At 71.2% G+C, this 19,765-nt stretch carries 15 protein-coding genes; 11 read left to right on the plus strand and 4 right to left on the minus strand.

What is annotated here, in order from left to right; genetic code table 11:
- The first annotated feature begins 23 nt into the window (after positions 1–23).
- From ACIOJD_RS11025 to ACIOJD_RS11035, 3 genes are all read left to right on the plus strand, one after another.
- Positions 24–563 (plus strand): SAV_6107 family HEPN domain-containing protein, encoded by a 540-nt coding sequence (locus ACIOJD_RS11025; RefSeq protein WP_401910924.1) that lies wholly within the window; start codon positions 24–26, stop codon positions 561–563.
- Positions 564–802: 239 nt separating this feature from the next.
- A complete protein-coding gene (locus ACIOJD_RS11030) occupies positions 803–1,519 on the plus strand; it encodes a methyltransferase (protein ID WP_401911736.1) in 717 nt (238 codons plus the stop codon).
- Positions 1,520–1,826: 307 nt separating this feature from the next.
- Complete coding sequence (locus tag ACIOJD_RS11035; protein WP_401910926.1) at positions 1,827–2,222, plus strand: DUF3040 domain-containing protein; 396 nt, start codon at positions 1,827–1,829, stop codon at positions 2,220–2,222.
- Positions 2,223–2,413: 191 nt separating this feature from the next.
- Here the strand turns inward: ACIOJD_RS11035 and ACIOJD_RS11040 are convergent, their stop codons facing one another.
- From ACIOJD_RS11040 to ACIOJD_RS11055, 4 genes are all read right to left on the minus strand, one after another.
- Positions 2,414–4,828: a DUF3488 and DUF4129 domain-containing transglutaminase family protein gene (locus ACIOJD_RS11040; RefSeq protein ID WP_401910929.1), complete on the minus strand. Its 2,415-nt coding sequence runs from the start codon at positions 4,826–4,828 to the stop codon at positions 2,414–2,416.
- Positions 4,825–6,186, minus strand: coding sequence for a DUF58 domain-containing protein (locus ACIOJD_RS11045; RefSeq protein WP_401910932.1), 1,362 nt, complete (start codon positions 6,184–6,186; stop codon positions 4,825–4,827). Before ACIOJD_RS11045 ends, ACIOJD_RS11040 begins: the two co-directional genes overlap by 4 nt.
- The gene (locus tag ACIOJD_RS11050) at positions 6,186–7,319 is read right to left on the minus strand and encodes an AAA family ATPase (RefSeq protein WP_401910935.1); all 1,134 of its coding nucleotides are present in this window, start codon (positions 7,317–7,319) and stop codon (positions 6,186–6,188) included. The genes ACIOJD_RS11045 and ACIOJD_RS11050 overlap by 1 nt, the downstream gene beginning before the upstream one ends.
- Positions 7,320–7,646: 327 nt before the next feature.
- On the minus strand, positions 7,647–8,210 hold the full coding sequence (locus tag ACIOJD_RS11055) for a beta-class carbonic anhydrase (protein WP_401910936.1): 564 nt from the start codon (positions 8,208–8,210) through the stop codon (positions 7,647–7,649).
- 638 nt (positions 8,211–8,848) lie between these two features.
- Here ACIOJD_RS11055 and rsmH point away from each other — a divergent pair.
- From rsmH to ftsW, 8 genes are all read left to right on the plus strand, one after another.
- Complete coding sequence (rsmH, locus tag ACIOJD_RS11060) at positions 8,849–9,805, plus strand: 16S rRNA (cytosine(1402)-N(4))-methyltransferase RsmH (protein WP_401910938.1); 957 nt, start codon at positions 8,849–8,851, stop codon at positions 9,803–9,805.
- The gene (locus ACIOJD_RS11065; protein WP_401910941.1) at positions 9,802–10,341 is read left to right on the plus strand and encodes a cell division protein FtsL; all 540 of its coding nucleotides are present in this window, start codon (positions 9,802–9,804) and stop codon (positions 10,339–10,341) included. The genes rsmH and ACIOJD_RS11065 overlap by 4 nt, the downstream gene beginning before the upstream one ends.
- Before the next feature lie 4 nt (positions 10,342–10,345).
- Positions 10,346–12,415 (plus strand): penicillin-binding transpeptidase domain-containing protein, encoded by a 2,070-nt coding sequence (locus tag ACIOJD_RS11070; RefSeq protein ID WP_401910942.1) that lies wholly within the window; start codon positions 10,346–10,348, stop codon positions 12,413–12,415.
- 17 nt (positions 12,416–12,432) lie between these two features.
- Entirely contained in the window at positions 12,433–14,175 is a 1,743-nt protein-coding gene (locus ACIOJD_RS11075; protein WP_401910944.1) for a UDP-N-acetylmuramoyl-L-alanyl-D-glutamate--2,6-diaminopimelate ligase, read from the plus strand.
- 4 nt (positions 14,176–14,179) lie between these two features.
- A complete protein-coding gene (gene murF, locus ACIOJD_RS11080) occupies positions 14,180–15,610 on the plus strand; it encodes a UDP-N-acetylmuramoyl-tripeptide--D-alanyl-D-alanine ligase (RefSeq protein WP_401910946.1) in 1,431 nt (476 codons plus the stop codon).
- The gene (gene mraY / locus ACIOJD_RS11085) at positions 15,607–16,677 is read left to right on the plus strand and encodes a phospho-N-acetylmuramoyl-pentapeptide-transferase (RefSeq protein ID WP_401881666.1); all 1,071 of its coding nucleotides are present in this window, start codon (positions 15,607–15,609) and stop codon (positions 16,675–16,677) included. The genes murF and mraY overlap by 4 nt, the downstream gene beginning before the upstream one ends.
- A complete protein-coding gene (gene murD / locus ACIOJD_RS11090) occupies positions 16,674–18,110 on the plus strand; it encodes a UDP-N-acetylmuramoyl-L-alanine--D-glutamate ligase (RefSeq protein ID WP_401910949.1) in 1,437 nt (478 codons plus the stop codon). Before mraY ends, murD begins: the two co-directional genes overlap by 4 nt.
- A 127-nt stretch (positions 18,111–18,237) precedes the next feature.
- Complete coding sequence (gene ftsW, locus ACIOJD_RS11095) at positions 18,238–19,764, plus strand: putative lipid II flippase FtsW (protein ID WP_401910951.1); 1,527 nt, start codon at positions 18,238–18,240, stop codon at positions 19,762–19,764.
- Position 19,765: the final 1 nt, after the last annotated feature.

Here is a 19,765-nt window from a genome sequence, read left to right on the forward strand (position 1 = left end):
ACACGACGACAGGAGGCTCCGTCATGGCCAGCTCCTACGCCGGTGCCGCACGCCGGCGCCCTACAGGCGGCCCTGCACCCTCACTGACCGGTCCGGCCGGCGATGTCCACCCCGTCCAGCGGCGCACCACCGCGCCGCCCGCAGCCCTCGACCTGCTCGCCCAGGCGCGCAGGGGGCTCGATGAGGCCGCGACGCTGGACACTCCGAACGAGCGCTATGCCACGGCCCATCTCGCCGCCCTGCGCACCGCCGCCGCGATGCTCGCCGCCCGGGGCCGCCCGGAGGCCACCAGCCAGCGGCGCCGGCGTATCCGCAGCGCGTGGGAGGTTCTGCCCGAGATCGCGCCGGAACTGTCCGAGTGGAGCGCTCTCTTCGCCTCGGGTGCCCCACGCAGAGCGCGCGCCGAGGCAGGCATAAAGGGCGCGGTGGGCAGCCGCGACGCCGACGATCTGCTGCGTGACGTGGCCATGTTCCTGCGCCTGGTGGAGCGGCTGCTGGTACTCGAACCGGAGCTGCCCCGGCCCCGGGCCGGACAGCTGCCGCGAGGTGATGCCGCCGAGTGACCGGGCCGGACGGCGGAAGTGACGGAGGACGGCGAAGGCCGCGACGGGCCGTGGCGGCGGTGACGGGTGGTGAGGACGGTGACGGGTGGTGAAGGCAATAGGGTGGACGCAGCCTGCACTGTTCTACGCCCCGCCGCTCGGGGCGGCACCGCGCCAAGGAGTCAACTGCCGTGTCGGACCCTTCCCCTGTCTCCAGTGGAAAGACGCCATCGCGCCCCCGCGGCTCCCTCCGTACCGCCGTGGTCTGGGAGGTCCTCAGGGACGCCCTCGACCGCCGGGTCAAGGCGGCGGGGACGGACACCCTCGACGTGCTCGACACCGGAGGGGGGACGGGCAACTTCGCGGTGCCAGTCGCCCGTCTGGGGCATCGGGTGACCGTGGTCGACCCCAGCCCGAACGCGCTCTTCGCACTGGAGCGCCGGGCGGCCGAAGCGGGCGTGGCCGAGCGCGTCCGTGGAGTCCAGGGGGACATCCACGGCCTCTTCGACGTGGTCGAGCGCGGAGGCTTCGACGCCGTCCTGTGCCATGGCGTCCTGGAGTACGTGGACGACCCGGCCGAGGGCGTACGGAACGCGGTCGACGCACTCCGGCCGGCCGGGGCGCTCAGCCTGCTGGCCGCCGGCCTGGGCGGCGCCGTCCTGGCCAGGGCTCTCGCCGGGCACTTCGCCGAGGCCCGGCAGGCGCTCGCCGACCCGGCGGGACGCTGGGGCGAGGGCGACCCCGTGCCCCGGCGCTTCACCGCCGAACAGCTCACGGACCTGGTCGGTGACGCCGGTCTCACGGTCGGCTCCGTACACGGCGTGCGGGTTTTCAGCGACCTGGTCCCCGGCGGACTGGTGGACACCCAGCCCGGGGCGCTGGACGCCCTGCTGGAACTGGAGAAGGCCGCCGCCGAGCTGCCCGCTTTCCATTCCGTGGCCACCCAGTTGCATGTGCTGGGTGAGAAGCGGGACTGACCGGAGGCCGTTCCGAAGCCGGTGAAAGGTGTCCGAAAGGCCCACGCCGTGGCTGATCAGCGACGCAGCGGCGGATGGAGTGTGCCACAGGCCCCCCGGCGGAGCGCCGGGCGCCGTATGATCGGGGTAGACGATCCGGCATGACGGTTCGACGGATGGGGAATCAACGCCTCAGCGGCCGAGCCGACATGGCGGCCCGGAACGGCGAAATGGCGTTGAGGGCGGGTTTCACGGGGGCGATTCCCTGCCTATCCTTGAAGGGGCCGCATAACGGTCGCCCCCCGCGACCGACGACTAGGAGGACTCCGTGCCGCTCTCGGAGCACGAGCAGCGAATGCTCGAGCAAATGGAGCGAGCGCTGTACGCCGAAGATCCCAAGTTCGCGACAGCGCTTGAGGGAAGCGGGCTGCGTACATACACCCGGCGACGGGTCTACCAGGCGGTCGCAGGCTTCCTGGTGGGAATCGCGCTCCTCATGGCCGGAATGGTCGCCCAGCAGATCTGGATCAGTGTGGTGGGCTTCCTCGTCATGCTGGGCTGTGCGGTCCTGGCGATCACCGGTTGGCGCAAGGCGCCGAAACCTGGTGAGCAGCAGGCATCGGGCGCTCCGCAGACCGGCCAACGACAACCCGGACAGCGTCGCTCGATGATGAACCGCATCGAGCAGCGGTGGCAGCGTCGCCGTGACGAACAGGGCCAGTGAGGTCCTGAGGTTCCCGGACCGACAGACAGCAGTAGCAGTGAGCAGTACGAGTACGGCTGAGGGGCGAACGCGTGACGCGTTCGCCCCTCAGCCGTATCTGGCGGGGGCCCGAGGCATTGAGCAGGCCTCGGACCCTGGCCGCTGATCGGCGGGTACGGCTGAGGTCCTGGGCGCCCCGCCTCGGGTCCGCGTCAGCCTTCCTGCCGGGACGGCCGCCGGCGGATCATCGCTTCCCAGCGCCGCAGGGGCAGCCGGTGGAGTCCCCACCGACCCCTGAAGTCCGTCCAGCGGGCCGACACGGACCAGATCACCCGTATGGACGAACGGGGGGCGAGCAGTGCGCGCAGCCGCGACCGGCGGCCCACCGAGGAACGCAGGGCCTCGTGGATCAGCCGGGCGTCCTCGGCCAGGCCCGTTGCCGGGCGGGGCACCCGCGCGTACAGCACCTGCTCCACCGATCCGGCCACCCGGTGCACCGCGTCGGCCGCCGGGCCTTCCAGCCTGCCCAGCCGTATCACCCTCACGGCAGCCTTGCGCGGCGTCCGTGAATCGTCCGGCGGGATGCCGTGGTCCCAGGCCGTATCGGTGATTTCCCGCCAGGCCGCGAGCGTCCGCTCCGTGGGGTCGTCGTCGGCGCCGGAGGCCAGACGCCGCGCCCGGATTCTGGTCCGCCACAGCAGGGGCAGAAGCGGCACCAGCAGTACCGCCAGGGCGCTCAGACCGGCCAGCAGCACCGTTTTCAGCGGGAAGCCCTCGTCACCGGGCGGCGGGGCCACACCGGGGGCCACCGTGCCGCACCCGCTCAGCTGCTCCGACCCCGCCGGGCAGCTCTCCGAGGCGGACGGCGCCGTGGACGGTTCGGCCGATGAGCCGGTTTCGGGCCGGCTCGTGTCGCTCGGGACGTCGGACGGGATGTCCGGGCGGGTGTAGTCGGGCGCGCTGCCCCGGCTCGGGGTCGGCTCGAACCGGGTCCACCCGACGCCTTCGAAATACAGCTCGGGCCAGGCGTGCGCGTCGCGCAGCCCGACCGACATGCTGCCGTCCGGCTGCGGGGTGCCCGGAGTGAAGCCCACCGCCACCCGCGCCGGAATGCCCAGCGTGCGGGCCATCGCGGCCATCGTGAACGAGAAGTGGACGCAGAAGCCTTCCTTGTTCTGAAGGAAGCGCGTGATCGCTGTGATGCCGGTGCCCGAATCCACCTCGGTGTCGTACGTGAAGCCGCCGTCCAGCGCGAACCAGTCCTGGAGGCGTACGGCCTTCTCGTACTCGGTCGTGGCCCCCTCGGTCACATCCCGCGCGGTCCGCCTGACCACGTCCGGCAGGGTGGACGGGACCTGGGTGTACTCACGGAGCAGGGCGGCCGGGGGCTCGGGCGCCGACGCGAGCTGCTCCGAGGTCGGGTTCACCAGCAGGCTGCCGACCTCGTACCGCACGCCGCGTGTCGACTGCCCCCGGTCGCCCACCAGCGTCCGGCCCGTGGGCTCGAAGCGCCAGCGGCCGTCGACGTTCACCTTCGTCGCCGGATAGGGCATCGGCAGGTAGTTCTGCCGGTACCACCCCGCGGCCGAGATGTTGGTGGTGATCTCGGTGGTGCCGATGTCGTCGCGCAGCCCGGGGGCGTCCGGCAGCTGATCCGGTACGTCCTCGACCTTGCGCTGCGAGAACCGCCAGGACGTCCCGTCGAACCTGTCCAGCGCCATGATCCGCAGGTAGAGGTTCTGGGTGTCCTCGGCGTTGGTCCGGTAGCGCAGCGCCTCGCGGTCCTCGGGCTGGTTCAGATTGTCCTGGAGCGAGACCAGCGGGTTCACGGCGGAGATGGTGCCCCCGCCGCCCAGCCCCGAGCCGTTCCCACGCCCCGCGCCGGCCAGCAGCCCGCCGTCCAGGGCGGGCAGGGCCGCCGGGACCGCCAGCGCGAGCCCCAGGGCCACCACGCCGATCCGGCGGCCGGTACGCACCGGCGCGCGGCCGCTCCCGTCGAAGGCGGACGAGAGCCTGCCCCGCGAGGACGGAGCGGCGCCGAACACACGGCCCCACTGGGACAGCCGGTCCCGGCCCTCGGCCAGGAGCAGCAGCAGGTAGCCGGTGGCCGCGAGCAGGAACCACAGCCACCCTCCGGATCCGCCCGAGAGCCCTGCCGCGACCGAGTAGAGCGCGAGCAGCGGCAGTCCGGCCGGGGCCGCGCTGCGGAAGGTCACCGCGAGCGTGTCCACCGCGAGCCCGATGAGCAGGACACCGCCGATCAGCATCAGCCTGATGCCCTCGGTGGCCGGTGCCGGAATGGCGTACCGCGCGACGTCGTCGCCGCCCGCCGACAGCAGTCGGCCGAACTCCACGAAGGCGTCGGGCGTCGGCACCATGACGAGGAGCGCCTGCTCCCTGGCGAAGACCATGGTGAGCATCAGCAGGGCGGCCACGGCCTGGAGCACCACGGTCAGCGCCCTGGCCACCGGCACCCGCCGGACCAGGGCGCCCACCCCGCTCACGATTCCCGCCATGAACGCGGCCTGGATGAGCCAGGAGGCCGGCTTGACCAGCGGCACCAGTGCGCCCGCCGCCATCAGCGTGGCGGCGAAGGAGCACAGAGCCAGCCTTCCGCGACCGCTCATGACCATCCTCCGGAGAAACCTGTCGTACCGCCCGCGGCGGGCGATTCCGATCGCTGTCGCGCGGCCTGGCGCCACAGCTCGGGCAGCTCCGCGCCCGAAGGCACGGCGAGAGCCGTCCAGCCCGCCTCGCGCAACTGCCGCAGCCGCTCCTCGACCCGCCCGGCGGAGCCGGCGCCCGCGGACGCCCAGCCGTCGCTGTCGAGTACGAAGGCGACCGCGGAGCCGCTGCGTTGCCGCATCCGGGCCGCCACGGCGGTCTGTTCCTGGTCCAGATCACCGAAGAAGGCCACCAACAGGCCCTCCGTGCCGCCTCGTAGTACGTCGAACGAAGGGGAAATGCTCACCCCGTCGGAGTGGTCGACCACCGCGAGGGTGTCCATCATCAGCCCGGCCGAATCGGCGGACTCCTGGGTCGCTCCGGCGAAGCCGTCGGCGCCCTCGCCGGGCACCGCCCCACCGGTGTCCGTCAACAGCCGTACGGTGAAGCCGCGTTCCAGCATGTGCACCAGCGTGGAGGCCGCTCCCGACACCGCCCATTCGAACGCCGAGCCGGGGCCCGCGCCCTGGTAGGCGACGCGCCGGGTGTCCAGCAGCACCGTGCACCTGGCCCGCTGCGGCTGTTCCTCCCTGCGCACCATCAACTCGCCGTAGCGGGCGGTGGATCGCCAGTGCACCCGGCGCAGATCGTCGCCGTGGCGGTAGCCGCGGGGGATCACATCGTCCTCGCCGGCCAGCGCCAGCGAGCGCTGCCGCCCGTCGCCGTATCCCGTGGAGTCGCCCACGAGTGACACCGGCGGCAGCGGCTCGGTGTGCGGGATGACGGTCAGGGTGTCGTACGCGCTGAACGAGCGGGTCAGTTCGCACATCCCGAAGGGATCGCTCAGCCGCAGTTGGAGCGGCCCGAGCGGATACCGCCCGCGCAGATCCGAACGCACCCGGTAGGACACCTCACGCCGGCCGCCCGGCTCCACCCGGTCCAGGACGAACCGGGGGCGCGGGCCCAGGACGTAGGGCACATGGTCCTGGAGCATCAGCAGCCCGGTGGGCAGCCGTGTGACGTTGTCCATCCGCAGACGCACCCGCGCCTCGGACCCGGCGGGGACCCGCGTGGGCGTCAGCTGCCGGCTGCCCGCGACCCGGTAACGCGTGCGGTACAGGACCGACACGCAGATCAGCGGCAGGACGGCGAGCAGCAGCCCCACCCGCAGCAGATCGGACTGGCCGAGGACATACGCGCAGATCGCCGCGGCGACTCCGGCGGCGAGGAACGACCGGCCGCGTGTGGTCAGTCCGGACAGCGCGACCCGCAGCCCGCCCTTGTCCTCACCGCCCGGGGCCACCTGCCCCCCGGGCTCCATCACAGGCGCCGTACGCCGGACTGCTGGCCGTAGAGCGGTGCACCGGATCCAGGACCTCCGGACCCGGGCCCGGAGGATCCCGGGCCGCCGGATCCGCGTCCGCCGGAGGCCTGACGGCCCGGCGCCGGGCGGCCGGACGCCGGCCGGCCGCCCGGGGCGAGAGATCCGTCCGCCGTGGGCACCGGGGTGCGCTGGATGATCTCCTGCACGACCTGCTCGGCGGTACGGCGGTTCAACTGCGCCTGGGCCGTGGGCAGCAGCCGGTGCGCCAGCACCGCCACCGCCAGGGCCTGTACGTCGTCGGGCAGCGCGTAGTCCCGGCCGCCCAGCGCCGCCGCGGCCTTCGCGGCCCGCAGCAGGTGGAGCGTCGCGCGCGGCGACGCGCCCAGTCTGAGATCCGGGTGGTTACGGGTCGCCCCGACCAGGTCGACCGCGTACCTCCGTACGGAGGTGGCGACATGGACCGCGCGCACCGCGTCGATCAGCTTCACGATGTCGTGCGCGTGGGCCACCGGCTGGAGGTCGTCCAGCGGAGAGACCCCGCCGTGCACGTCCAGCATCTGCAACTCGGCCTCCGGGCTCGGGTAGCCGATCGACACCCGGGCCATGAAGCGGTCGCGCTGCGCCTCGGGCAGCGGATACGTGCCCTCCATCTCCACCGGGTTCTGGGTGGCCACCACCATGAAGGGGTCGGGCAGTTCGTAGCTCTGCCCGTCGATGGTGACCTGCCGCTCCTCCATGGACTCCAGCAGCGCCGACTGGGTCTTGGGCGAGGCGCGGTTGATCTCGTCGCCGATCACGATCTGCGCGAAGATCGCGCCCGGCTTGAATTCGAACTCCCGCCGCTGCTGGTCGTAGATGGACACCCCGGTGATGTCCGACGGCAGCAGGTCGGGTGTGAACTGGATACGCCGCACCGAACAGTCGATGGAGCGTGCGAGCGCTTTGGCCAGCATGGTCTTGCCCACGCCGGGGACATCCTCCAGCAGAAGATGTCCCTCGGCGAGCAGCACGGTCAGCGAAAGCCGTACGACCTCTGGCTTGCCCTCGATCACACCCTCCACCGATGTGCGCACACGCTCCGCGGTGGTGGTCAGATCAGTGAGGCTCGCTCGATCGTCATAGGTCGTCACCCGGCCCTCCTCGGCCCTTTCAACGGGCCGATGCTCATCAGACGGCCCGGCCCACCCCAAAACACGGACACCGTCCCCGGAAGGTTCCGGATCGCTGTCACACACGCATTCTTGTTGCCGTTACCGCTTCGTGTCATCCGCCTGTGGATAAGTGAGTGGGATATGTCGGCATTGCGGTTTTTGTAGCCCCGAAGAAGCGCCATCGGGGCTCGATCGGGCTTTGGCCGGGCGCGGTGGAAGTGGGGACAACTCGGGTGACCGGAACTTCGGACGGCGAGAGCCTCCGACGGAGGGCTCCGGGTGAAGGGAACCCGGGCGGACGGACCGTCAGGCGGCGGGGTCGATCTCGCGCAGCAGCCCCGTCTTCACATCGAAGACGAAACCACGGACGTCGTCGGTGTGCGGCAGGAAGGGCGAGGTTCGTATGCGCTGCATCGACTGCCGTACGTCCTGGTCGACATCGCGGAACGCCTCCACGGCCCAGGCCGGCCGCTGGCCGACCTCCATCTCCAGTTCGTGCCGGAAGTCCTCGGTCAGGCTCTCCAGGCCGCAGCCGGTGTGATGGATGAGAACCACACTGCGGGTGCCGAGCGCCCGCTGGCTGATGGTGAGGGAGCGGATCACGTCTTCGGTCACCACACCGCCCGCGTTGCGGATGGTGTGGCAGTCGCCCAGGGAGAGCCCGAGCGCGTCGTGCAGGTCGAGCCGGGCGTCCATGCAGGCGACCACGGCGACCCGCAGTACGGGCCGCGCGTCCATCCCCGGGTCGGTGAAACCGGCGGCGTAGTGATGGTTGGCCTCGACGAGCCGGTCGGTGACCGTCCCGCCGCTGCGGGTCGCACCGGCGACAGTCCTGTCGGGCTCTGCGGGGAGGTCTGCGGAAGTCGACATGCCTATGACGGTAATGGCCGGAAGTCATCGGGGCCCGCTGTGAGACGGGACAAAGAACGACAACAGCGCTTGTTGTGAGCTACTCCACAAGAGTGAGGGGTCGAGTCCGAACGGGTGAATTATGCGGTTTATGGTCTTGTGGTGAGTGACCCGTGCGACGCGCTGGCCGGTTGATTGACCGGGAGGACGAGTGGACTAAAGTGACGCGAAGTTCACGGACACACCCCGAACGCATGCAGAACGCATCCGAATTTTCCCGCCTGCTGCGGCGTACGTCCGGCTCGGCCTCCTCCCGCTCGGCGGTCGGCCGACGCCCTTCCCGGCGCCGGCGGACCACATCCCCTTCCGAGCGGGCGGGGACCCGGCAGTACGTACGCCGCGCCGGACCTGAGAGGGCGCATGAGCGAGCGCAGCGAGCGAGTCATGGAAGGCCGCACGCCCGCGGAACGCCCCGCCGAGAACCGCGGACGCCGTACCGGAACGTGTGGGCACCGCACGGACGGGTACGGACGCACCGCCGTGACGCACGGGCCCCGTACCAAGACCTCCGGCCGCGCCGGCCACCGTACGCAGACCTCCGGCCGCGCCGGCTCCCGTGCCGGGGCGCCCGGTCGCGCCGGCCTTGGGGAGGTGCGCGGATGAACCAGGTCCGACATGTCCCGGTGATGCTCCAGCGGTGCCTCGACCTGCTGGCCCCCGCCCTCGCCGAGCCCGGCGCGGTCGTCGTCGACTGCACCCTCGGCCTCGGCGGACACAGCGAGGCGCTGCTGGCCACCTTCCCCTCCGCGCGGCTGATCGCGCTCGACCGTGACCAGGAGGCGCTGCGGCTCTCCGGCGAGCGGCTCGCGTCGTTCGGCGACCGGGCCACCCTCGTGCACGCGGTGTACGACGAACTGCCCGAGGTCCTCGACCGGCTGGAGGTCCCCCGCGTCCAGGGCGTGCTCTTCGACCTCGGTGTCTCCTCGATGCAACTGGACGAGGCCGAGCGCGGTTTCGCCTACGCCCAGGACTCGCCGCTCGACATGCGGATGGACCAGACGACCGGAATCAGCGCCGCCGAGGTCCTCAACACCTACCCGCCCGGCGAACTGGTGCGGATCCTGCGGGCGTACGGCGAGGAGAAGCAGGCCAAGCGGATCGTGTCCGCGGTCGTCAGGGAGCGCGAGAGGGACCCCTTCACCAACAGCGGCCGGCTCGTCGAGCTGATCCGCGACGCGCTCCCGCAGGCCGCCAAGCGCACCGGTGGCAACCCCGCCAAACGCACCTTCCAAGCCCTGCGCATCGAGGTCAACGGGGAACTGTCCAGCCTCGAACAGGCCATCCCGGCCGCCGTGAAGAGCCTCGCCGTCGGCGGCCGTATCGCCGTCCTGTCGTACCAGTCGCTGGAAGACCGCCTGATCAAGCAGGTGTTGGCGGCCGGCGCGGCCAACACGGCGCCCCCCGGCCTGCCGGTCGTCCCCGAGCGGTACCAGCCCCGCCTGCGGCTTCTCACCCGGGGCGCCGAACTCCCCACGGAGGAAGAGGTCGCCGAGAACCGCCGTGCGGCGCCCGCCCGGCTGCGGGGGGCGCAGCGGATCCGGGAGGACGCTCTGTGAGCGGACCGGCCAAGCAGTTGAAGGGGCGGGCCGCGCGGCTCGCCCAGCTGATGCCCTCCGGGGCCAGCTCGGCGGCCCGGACCCCCTTCGTCTTGTTGGTCGTGCTGCTCCTCGGCGGTGGGCTGATCACACTGCTGCTGCTGAACTCCTCCCTCAACGAGGGATCGTTCCGGCTGAGCGACCTCAAGAAGCAGACCACCGACCTCACCGACGAGGAGCAGGCCCTGCAACGGGACGTGGACAACGCCTCAGCGCCGTATGCCCTGGAGCGGCGGGCCCGCGAACTCGGCATGGTCCCCGGCGGCAGTCCCGCCTTCCTCAACCCCGACGGCACGGTCCGGGGCGCGGCGGGTCCGGCCGGCGCGCTGCTCCCCGTACAGCCGTCCGCGATGGAGGCGGCACCGCCGGCGGCCACACGCGCCCCGGGGACCTCGGCCGGTGGCACCGTACCGACGTCCCCGTCCGTCTCGACCGGCGCACCCCAGACCCCCGCAGAGACATCCGGCAAGCCGGCTCCCACGACCTCCGGCAGGTGACGCAGTGCCCTCCAAGGAACCACCGCACCGCCGGGTGCCGAATCCCGCGCGCTCCAGCCCCGCACGCTCCGACTCACCACGCTCCGACTCACCACACTCCGACTCACCGCGCTCCAGCCCTCCGCGCTCCGGCTCCCCGCGCTCCGCGAACGACGGCAGGGCCCGGCCCGCGGTACGCCCCGCTCCCCGCCGCCCGCGCACCGGATCCGGCGGACCACGCGGGCCGCGCGGCCCACGTCAGATCCGGCTCGGCAGCCCCCGCCCACGGCTGCGGCTGGTCAGCCTCGCGCTGACCCTCGTCATGCTGGCGTTCGTCATCCGGCTGCTCCAGGTGCAGGCCGTCGACGCGAGCACGTACACCGCCAAGGCGGAGAAGAGCCGCTACCTCAGCCACACCATCGCCGCCGAGCGCGGCGAGATCACCGACCGCTCCGGGATCGCCCTCGCCACCAGCGTCGACGCGTACGACATCACCGCCGACCCGTTCATGTTCACCCCCGACTTCACCAAGGTCCCGGACGCCCCCGAGAAGGCGGCGGCCCTGCTCGCCCCGATCCTCGGCGCGCAGAGCGCCGACCTGGTGAAGAAGCTCAAGGCCCCCAAGTCCCGCTACACCGTGCTGGCCCGCCGCCAGACCCCGCAGGTCTGGAACCAGATCAAGGACCTCAAGGGCGTCCTCGCCGAGAAGGCGAGCAAGGAGAAGACAGCCGGAGGCTCGGGCATCAGTGTGCTGTCGGGCGTCTTCCAGGAAGCCAGCAGCAAGCGCGTGTACCCGAATGGCGATCTCGCCGCCGGGATACTGGGGTACGTCAACGCCGCGGGCCACGGCGGCGGCGGTGTCGAGTCCATGCTGGACAAGGAGCTGGCCGGCGAGGACGGACAGGTCACCTACGCCCAGTCCGGCGGCCGGCGTGTGCCCACCGCGAGCTCCCGGGAGAAGCCCGCCGTGCCGGGCTCCGGCATCGAGCTGACCATCGACCGGGACATCCAGTGGGCCGCCCAGAAGGCCATCACGGACCAGGTCGCCGAATCCAAGGCGGATCGCGGCTATGTGATGGTCCAGAACACCAGGACCGGCGAGGTCCTCGCGATGGCCAACGCTCCCGGCTTCGACCCCAACGACCTCTCCGAGGCCAACTCCGCCGCCATGGGCAACGCGGCCCTCCAGGACGCGTACGAACCCGGTTCCACCAGCAAGGTCATGTCCATGGCCGCCGTACTGGAGGAGGGGGTCGCCACGCCCGGCACCCATGTCGTCATCCCCAACCGGCTGCACCGCGGCGACCGGCTCTTCAAGGACGACGTCGATCACCCCACCTGGAACCTGACGCTCAACGGGGTCCTCGCCAAGTCCAGCAACATCGGCACCATCCTGGCCACCGGCCAGCTCGGCAAGACCCAGGCCGAGGCGAACAAGGTCCTCCACTCCTACCTGCACAAGTTCGGCATCGGGCAGTCCACCGGCCTGAAATATCCGGGCGAGACCCGGGGCATCCTGGCCGAACCACAGGACTGGTCGACCTCGCAGCAGTACACGATCCCCTTCGGCCAGGGCCTCTCCCTCAACGCCATGCAGGCCGCCTCCGTCTACTCGACCATCGCCAACGGCGGTGTACGGACCGAGCCCACCCTGATCCGCGGCACGAACGGACCCGACGGCCGCTTCACCCCCGCCCCGGCGCCCAAGAAGACTCGCGTGGTCAGCGAGAAGACCGCGAAGACCCTGGCCACCATGCTGGAGTCGGTCGTCGGTGACGAGGAGGGTACGGGGACCAAGGCCGCGATCCCCGGCTACCGCGTCGCCGGAAAGACCGGTACGGCCAACCGGGTCGACCCGAAGCTCGGCGTCTACAAGGGCTACACCGCTTCTTTCGCGGGTTTCGCCCCCGCCGACGACCCGCAGATCACCGTCTACTGCGCCATCCAGAACCCCCTCAAGGGCAGCCACTTCGGCGGCCAGATCTGCGGTCCCATCTACAAGAAGGTCATGGAGTTCGCTCTCAAGACGCTGCGGGTCGAACCGACCGGCAGCAAACCCGCCCGGCTGCCGGTCGCCTTCAAACCCGGCGAGTGACCCCAGGGAAAGCGCCAGTGACAACCATCACGCCCAATTCCGGGAACCACCGTGACCCCGCCGCGCACGAGCCCCCCTCACGTGGCTCGCGGCCCGTACAGCCCGGTACGCTCACCGCCGTGCCACACGCTGATCAACACCGAACCACCCCCGAGGACGCCCCTGTGAACCAGCCGGGGACGCCCCGTCCGGACCGGATCCGACCGACCTCCCTCGCGGAGCTCGCCGCCCGGCTGGGCGCCGAGACACCGGGACACGGGCAGGTGACGGGCCCGGAGGAGGCCACGGGCATCACCCATGACTCACGGGCGGTGCGCCCCGGCGACGTGTACGCCGCGCTGCCCGGCGCCCGCCTCCACGGGGCCGACTTCGCGGCCCAGGCCGCTGACCTCGGCGCGGTCGCCATCCTCACGGACCCGGCGGGCGCCGAGCGGGCCCAGGCCACCGGGCTGCCCGTGCTGATCGTCCCCGACCCGCGGGGCAGCATGGGGGAACTCGCCGCCGAGCTCTACGGACGCCCCGGCGCCGATCTGCTCCAGATCGGCATCACCGGCACCTCGGGCAAGACCACCACGGCGTACCTCGTCGAGGGCGGTCTGCGCGGCGCGGGCCACCGGACCGGTCTGATCGGCACGGTGGAGATGCGGATCGGCGACGAGCGCATCAAGTCGGAGCGCACCACCCCCGAAGCCACCGACCTCCAGGCCCTCTTCGCCGTCATGCGCGAGCGCGGCGTCGAATCGGTCGCCATGGAGGTTTCCAGCCACGCGCTGGTGCTCGGCCGGGTCGACGGCTGCGTCTTCGACGTCGCCGTCTTCAACAACCTCAGCCCGGAGCACATGGAGTTCCACTCCGGCATGGAGGACTACTTCCAGGCGAAGGCGCAGCTGTTCACCCCGCTGCGCAGCCGCGTCGGCGTCGTGAACTTCGACGACGAGTACGGCCGCCGGCTCGTGGACGAGGCGACCGTCCCGGTCACCACGTTCTCCGCGGAGGGCCACCCCGACGCCGACTGGCGGGCCGAGGACGTCGAGGTCGGCTCGCACAGCTCCACCTTCACCGCGGTCGGCCCCAAGGGCGAGCGCGTCAGCGCCGAGGCGCCCCTGCCGGGGCCGTTCAACGTCGCCAACGCGCTGGCCGCCGTCGTCACCCTCGCCGTGGCCGGGATCGACCCGCAGACCGCCGCCGACGGCATCGCCGCGGTCCCCGGTGTGCCGGGCCGGCTCGAGCGCGTGGAGGCGGGACAGCCGTACCTCGCCGTGGTCGACTACGCGCACAAGACGGACGCCGTCGAATCGGTTCTGCGCTCCCTGCGCAAGGTCACCGAGGGCAAGGTGCACCTCGTGCTCGGCTGCGGCGGCGACCGCGACAAGAGCAAGCGCATGCCGATGGGCGCGGCCGCGGCCCGGCTCGCCGACACCGCCGTACTGACCTCCGACAACCCACGCTCCGAGGACCCGCTCGCGATCCTCTCCACCATGCTCGCCGGCGCCGCCGAGGTGCCGATCCACGAGCGCGGCGACATCCTGGTGGTCTCCGACCGGGCCGCCGCCATCGCCACCGCTGTGGCGCGCGCCGAGGCCGACGACACCGTCCTGGTCGCGGGCAAGGGTCACGAGCAGGGGCAGGACATCGCGGGAGTGGTACGCGCCTTCGACGACCGCCAGGTCCTGCGCGAGGCCATCGAGAACTCCCTGCGCCAGCAGCACAGCCACGAGTACAGCCACGAGCATCGCCACGAGAACAACAGTCAGGGATGACCCAGTGATCGCCCTCTCTCTCGCCGAGATCGCCGCCATCGTCGGCGGGCAACCGCACGACATACCGGATCCGGCCGTCCATGTCACCGGACCCGTCGTCTACGACTCCCGCAAGGTGGAGGCCGGCAGTCTTTTCGCCGCCTTCGCCGGCGAGCGCGTCGACGGCCACGACTACGCGCGAGGCGCCGTCGAGGCGGGTGCGGTGGCCGTGTTGGCCACCCGCCCCGTCGGCGTCCCGGCCATCGTCGTGGACGACGTCGTCCAGGCCCTCGGAGCCCTCGCCCGTACCGTCGTGGAGCGCCTCGGCGCCACCGCGGTCGCGCTGACCGGTTCGGCCGGCAAGACCAGCACCAAGGATCTGATCGCGCAGTTGCTCCAGCGCAAGGGACCGACGATTTGGCCGGAAGGCAACCTCAACAACGAGATCGGCCTGCCGGTGACCGCCCTGCGGGCCGTCGAGGACACCCGCTACCTGGTCCTCGAAATGGGCGCGCGCTACATCGGCGACATCCGGTACCTCACCGGACTCGTCCCGCCCCGGATCGGCCTCGTACTGAACGTCGGCACCGCCCACATCGGCGAGTTCGGCGGCCGTGAGCAGATCGCCCAGGCCAAGGGCGAAATGGTGGAGTCCCTGCCGTCCGCCGCCGACGGCGGGGTCGCCGTGCTGAACGCCGACGACCCGCTCGTGCGCGCCATGACGTCGCGTACCACGGCCCGTACCGTCCTGTTCGGCGAGTCAGACGAAGCAGACGTACGGGCAGAGAACGTGCGCCTCACAGCGACCGGACAGGCCGCGTTCAGGCTTCGAACACCCTCCGGGTGCAGCGACGTGAGCCTGCGGCTGTACGGTGAGCACCACGTGTCGAACGCGCTTGCCGCGGCCGCCGTCGCCCATGAGTTGGGCATGTCCGTGGATGAGATCGCCGTGGCGCTCTCCGAGGCGGGCACCCTCTCCCGCTGGCGTATGGAGGTCACGGAGCGCTCGGACGGCGTGACGATCGTCAACGACGCCTACAACGCGAACCCCGAATCCATGAAGGCGGCGCTTCGTGCGCTGGCCGCCATGGGCGGTGCCTCACGGGCCACGGGGGGCCGTACGTGGGCGGTGCTCGGCCCGATGGCCGAGCTGGGGGACGAATCGCTCGCCGAGCACGACGCGGTCGGACGGCTCGCCGTCCGGCTCAACGTCAGCAAGCTCGTGGCAGTCGGGGGCAGGGAAGCGTCCTGGCTGCAACTGGGCGCTTACAACGAGGGTTCGTGGGGTGAGGAGTCGGTGCACGTGTCCGACGCGCAGGCGGCGGTCGACCTGTTGCGCAGTGAACTGCGTCCGGGAGACGTCGTGCTGGTGAAGGCGTCCAGGTCGGCCGGGATTGAGCGAGTCGCCCTGGCGCTGCTCGAGAACGCCACCGAGGGCGAGGTCGCCGGCCGATGAGGCAGATCCTCTTCGCGGGAGCCATCGGGCTCTTCCTGACCCTGGTCGGTACCCCGCTGCTGATCAAGCTCCTGGCCCGCAAGGGATACGGGCAGTTCATCCGGGACGACGGCCCGCGCACCCACGGCAGCAAGCAGGGCACGCCCACCATGGGCGGTATTGCCTTCATCCTCGCCACACTGATCGCCTACGCCCTGGCGAAGGTGATCACCGGCGAACCGCCGAGCATCTCGGGCGCGCTCGTCCTGTTCCTGATGGCGGGCATGGGGCTCGTCGGGTTCCTCGACGACTACATCAAGATCGTGAAGCAGCGGTCGCTGGGCCTGCGGGCCAAGGCGAAGATGGCGGGCCAGCTGATCGTCGGTATCGCCTTCGCGGTGCTCTCGCTCCAGTTCGCCGACCTGCGCGGCAACACCCCGGCCTCCACCAAGCTGTCGTTCGTCACGGACTTCGGCTGGTCGATCGGCCCGGTGCTGTTCGTGGTCTGGGCGCTGTTCATGATCCTCGCCATGTCCAACGGCGTGAACCTGACCGACGGTCTGGACGGTCTGGCGACCGGCGCCTCCGTGATGGTCTTCGGCGCGTACACCTTCATCGGGCTGTGGCAGTTCCAGGAAGCCTGCGCCAACGCGGTGACCCTGACCAACCCCAACGCCTGTTTCGAGGTACGAGATCCACTCGACCTCGCCGTCGTCGCCTCCGCCCTGATGGGCTCCTGCTTCGGCTTCCTGTGGTGGAACACCTCACCCGCCAAGATCTTCATGGGCGACACCGGTTCACTCGCGCTCGGCGGCGCGCTCGCGGGCCTGGCGATCTGCTCCCGGACGGAATTCCTGCTGGCCCTCCTCGGCGGCCTCTTCGTCCTGATCACCATGTCCGTGGTGATCCAGGTCGGTTCGTTCCGGATGACCGGCAAGCGCGTCTTCCGGATGGCCCCGCTCCAGCACCACTTCGAACTCAAGGGGTGGTCCGAAGTCCTTGTCGTGGTCCGCTTCTGGATCATCCAGGGCATGTGCGTGATCGTGGGTCTGGGTCTCTTCTACGCGGGCTGGGCGGCCGAGAAGTGAACTGGGATGGCAAGCGGGTCACCGTCGCGGGTCTCGGGGTCTCCGGGATCCCGGCGGCCCGGGTCCTGCACGGTCTCGGCGCCCACGTCACCGTCGTCAACGACGGGGACGACGAGCGGGCCCGCGCCCAGGCCGCCGAGTTGGAGAAGCTCGGCGTCACCGTCCGCCTCGGCGACGGGGCGACCCTGCCCGACGGCACGGAACTCGTCGTCACCGCGCCCGGCTGGCAGCCGGACAAGCCGCTCTTCACGGCCGCCGCGGCGGCCGGTGTGGAGATCTGGGGCGATGTCGAGCTGGCGTGGCGGCTGCGCGGCCCCTCAGCGGCTCCCTGGCTCGCCGTCACCGGCACCAACGGCAAGACCACAACCGTCAGGATGCTCGCCTCGATCCTGGCGGCGGCAGGGCTCCGTACGGCCGCGGTCGGCAACATCGGCGTCTCCCTGCTGGACGCCGTCACCGGCGAGGAGACGTACGACGTACTCGCCGTGGAGCTGTCCAGCTACCAGCTGCACTGGGCGCCGAGCCCGCGCGTCCACTCCGCGGCCGTACTGAACCTCGCACCGGACCACTTGGACTGGCACGGCTCCATGGAGGCCTACGCCGCCGACAAGGGCCGGATCTACGAGGGCAACAGCGTCGCCTGTGTCTACAACGTGGCCGACCCGGCCACCGAGGACCTGGTGCGCGCGGCCGACGTCGAGGAGGGCTGCCGGGCCATCGGCTTCACCCTCGCCACCCCGGGGCCGTCCCAACTCGGCGTCGTGGACGGCATCCTGGTCGACCGCGCCTTCGTCGAGAACCGCCGCGAACAGGCCCAGGAGCTCGCGCAGGTCTCCGACATCGGCGCCGCCTCCCTGGCGCCCGGAGCCCCCGGTCCCGCCCCGCACAACATCGCCAACGCCCTTGCCGCGGCCGCCCTGGCCCGCGCCTTCGGCGTCGAACCGGCGGCCGTACGCGACGGACTGCGCGCCTTCCGCCCCGACCCGCACCGCATCGAGCATGTCGCGGACCTCGGCGGCGTCACGTACATCGACGACTCCAAGGCCACCAACACCCATGCCGCGGAGGCGTCCCTGGCGTCCTACGATCCGATCGTCTGGATCGCGGGCGGCCTCGCCAAGGGCGCGACCTTCGACGAACTCGTCAGCGCGTCCGCGTCCCGGCTGCGCGGCGTCGTCCTGATCGGCGCGGACCGTGGACTGATCAGGGAAGCCCTCGCGCGACACGCCCCCGAAGTCCCGGTCGTGGACCTCGAACGGACCGACACTGGGGCGATGTCGGCGGCGGTCCGCGAAGCGGCACGGCTCGCACAGCCGGGGGACACGGTACTGATGGCCCCGGCCTGCGCCTCGATGGACATGTTCGCCAACTACAACAAGCGAGGCGAGGCGTTCGCGGACGCGGTACACGCACTCGCCGCCGAGCACGCCTGACCGGCCGGCCCCCGTGCCGCGCTGAGCCGCCCGGGGGCCGCGACACCGGCGGTGTCGCCGACAGACTCCGGACCACCACCGGCAGCCGCGCCGGCCGCGCCAGGCACGACTGGAGGGGACAGCGACGATGCCGGCCGACGACACCGCGGACAGAGACCCGCACCTCGCCGTAAGCGGCTGGGGCTTCGCGGGCGCACTCGCCGGAGCACCCGTACTCGCGGGAGCGCCCGGCGCCGACACCGCGCCCGACGAGAACGCCGGTGCGGACGGCCGCGCCAGGCGCCTCGCCGTGCTCGGGCGGGGGCTCGCGCTGCGCGGCCGGGCCGCCGGAGCCGCCGTACGACGCCCGCCCGCGGCCCGCCGCGGCCCCGGCAGGAGCCGCACCTCCTCGCCCCGCGGCGGCGGCCCCCGGGGCCTCTACGAGCGGCTGCGCCGCGCCTGGGACCGTCCGCTCACCGCGTACTACCTGATCCTCGGCAGCGGCCTGCTGATCACCGTGCTCGGCCTGGTGATGGTGTACTCCGCGTCGATGATCTACGCGCTCCAGCTGTCCCTGCCGTCCACGTACTTCTTCCGCAAACAGTTCGTCGCGGTGATCATCGGCGCCGTACTGCTGCTGATCGCCGCCAGGATGCCCGTCAAGCTCCACCGCGCGCTGGCCTACCCGTTGCTGATCGGCGCGGGCTTCCTGATGGTGCTCGTCCAGATCCCAGGGATAGGGCGTTCCGTCAACGGCAACCAGAACTGGATCTCGCTGGGCGGCCCGTTCCAGCTCCAGCCCAGCGAGTTCGGCAAACTGGCGCTGATCCTGTGGGGCGCCGACCTGCTCGCCCGCAAGCAGGACAAACGGCTGCTGACCCAGTGGAAGCACCTGTTGGTGCCGCTCGTCCCCGGCGCCTTCATGCTGCTCGGACTGATCATGCTCGGCGGTGACATGGGGACCGCGATCATTCTCACCGCGATCCTCTTCGGACTGCTCTGGCTGGCCGGCGCCCCCACCCGGCTCTTCGCAGGGGTGCTCGGTGTAGCGCTGCTGCTCGGATTCACGCTCATCAAGACCAGCGAGAACCGGCTGTCCCGGTTCTCCTGTATCGGCGCGATCGACCTGGGCCCGGCCGGAGAGTGCTGGCAGGCGGTCCACGGAATCTACGCGCTCGCCTCCGGCGGATGGTTCGGTTCCGGCCTCGGCGCGAGTGTGGAAAAGTGGGGTCAACTGCCCGAACCGCACACCGACTTCATTTTCGCCATCACCGGGGAGGAACTGGGGCTTGCGGGGACGCTGTCGGTACTCGCACTGTTCGCGGCTCTAGGCTATGCGGGTATCCGCGTGGCCGGACGCACGGAGGACCCCTTCGTGAGGTACGCCGCGGGAGGTGTGACCACCTGGATCACGGCGCAGGCCGTGGTCAACATCGGTGCGGTGCTCGGCCTGCTGCCGATCGCCGGAGTCCCGCTCCCGCTGTTCTCCTACGGAGGGTCGGCCCTGCTGCCGACCATGTTCGCTATCGGGCTGCTGATCGCGTTCGCGCGAGAGGATCCCGCCGCGAAAGCGGCTCTGGCCATGCGGCAACCTGTCTTCGGCAGGAAGCGGGCCGGGGTGAGATGGAAGACGATGAGACGGCGCGTCAAGAAGCGTCCGTCCGGAGAGCGGTGAA

The organism is Streptomyces sp. NPDC088116, from assembly GCF_044741745.1.
Taxonomy (GTDB): Bacteria; Actinomycetota; Actinomycetes; order Streptomycetales; family Streptomycetaceae; genus Streptomyces.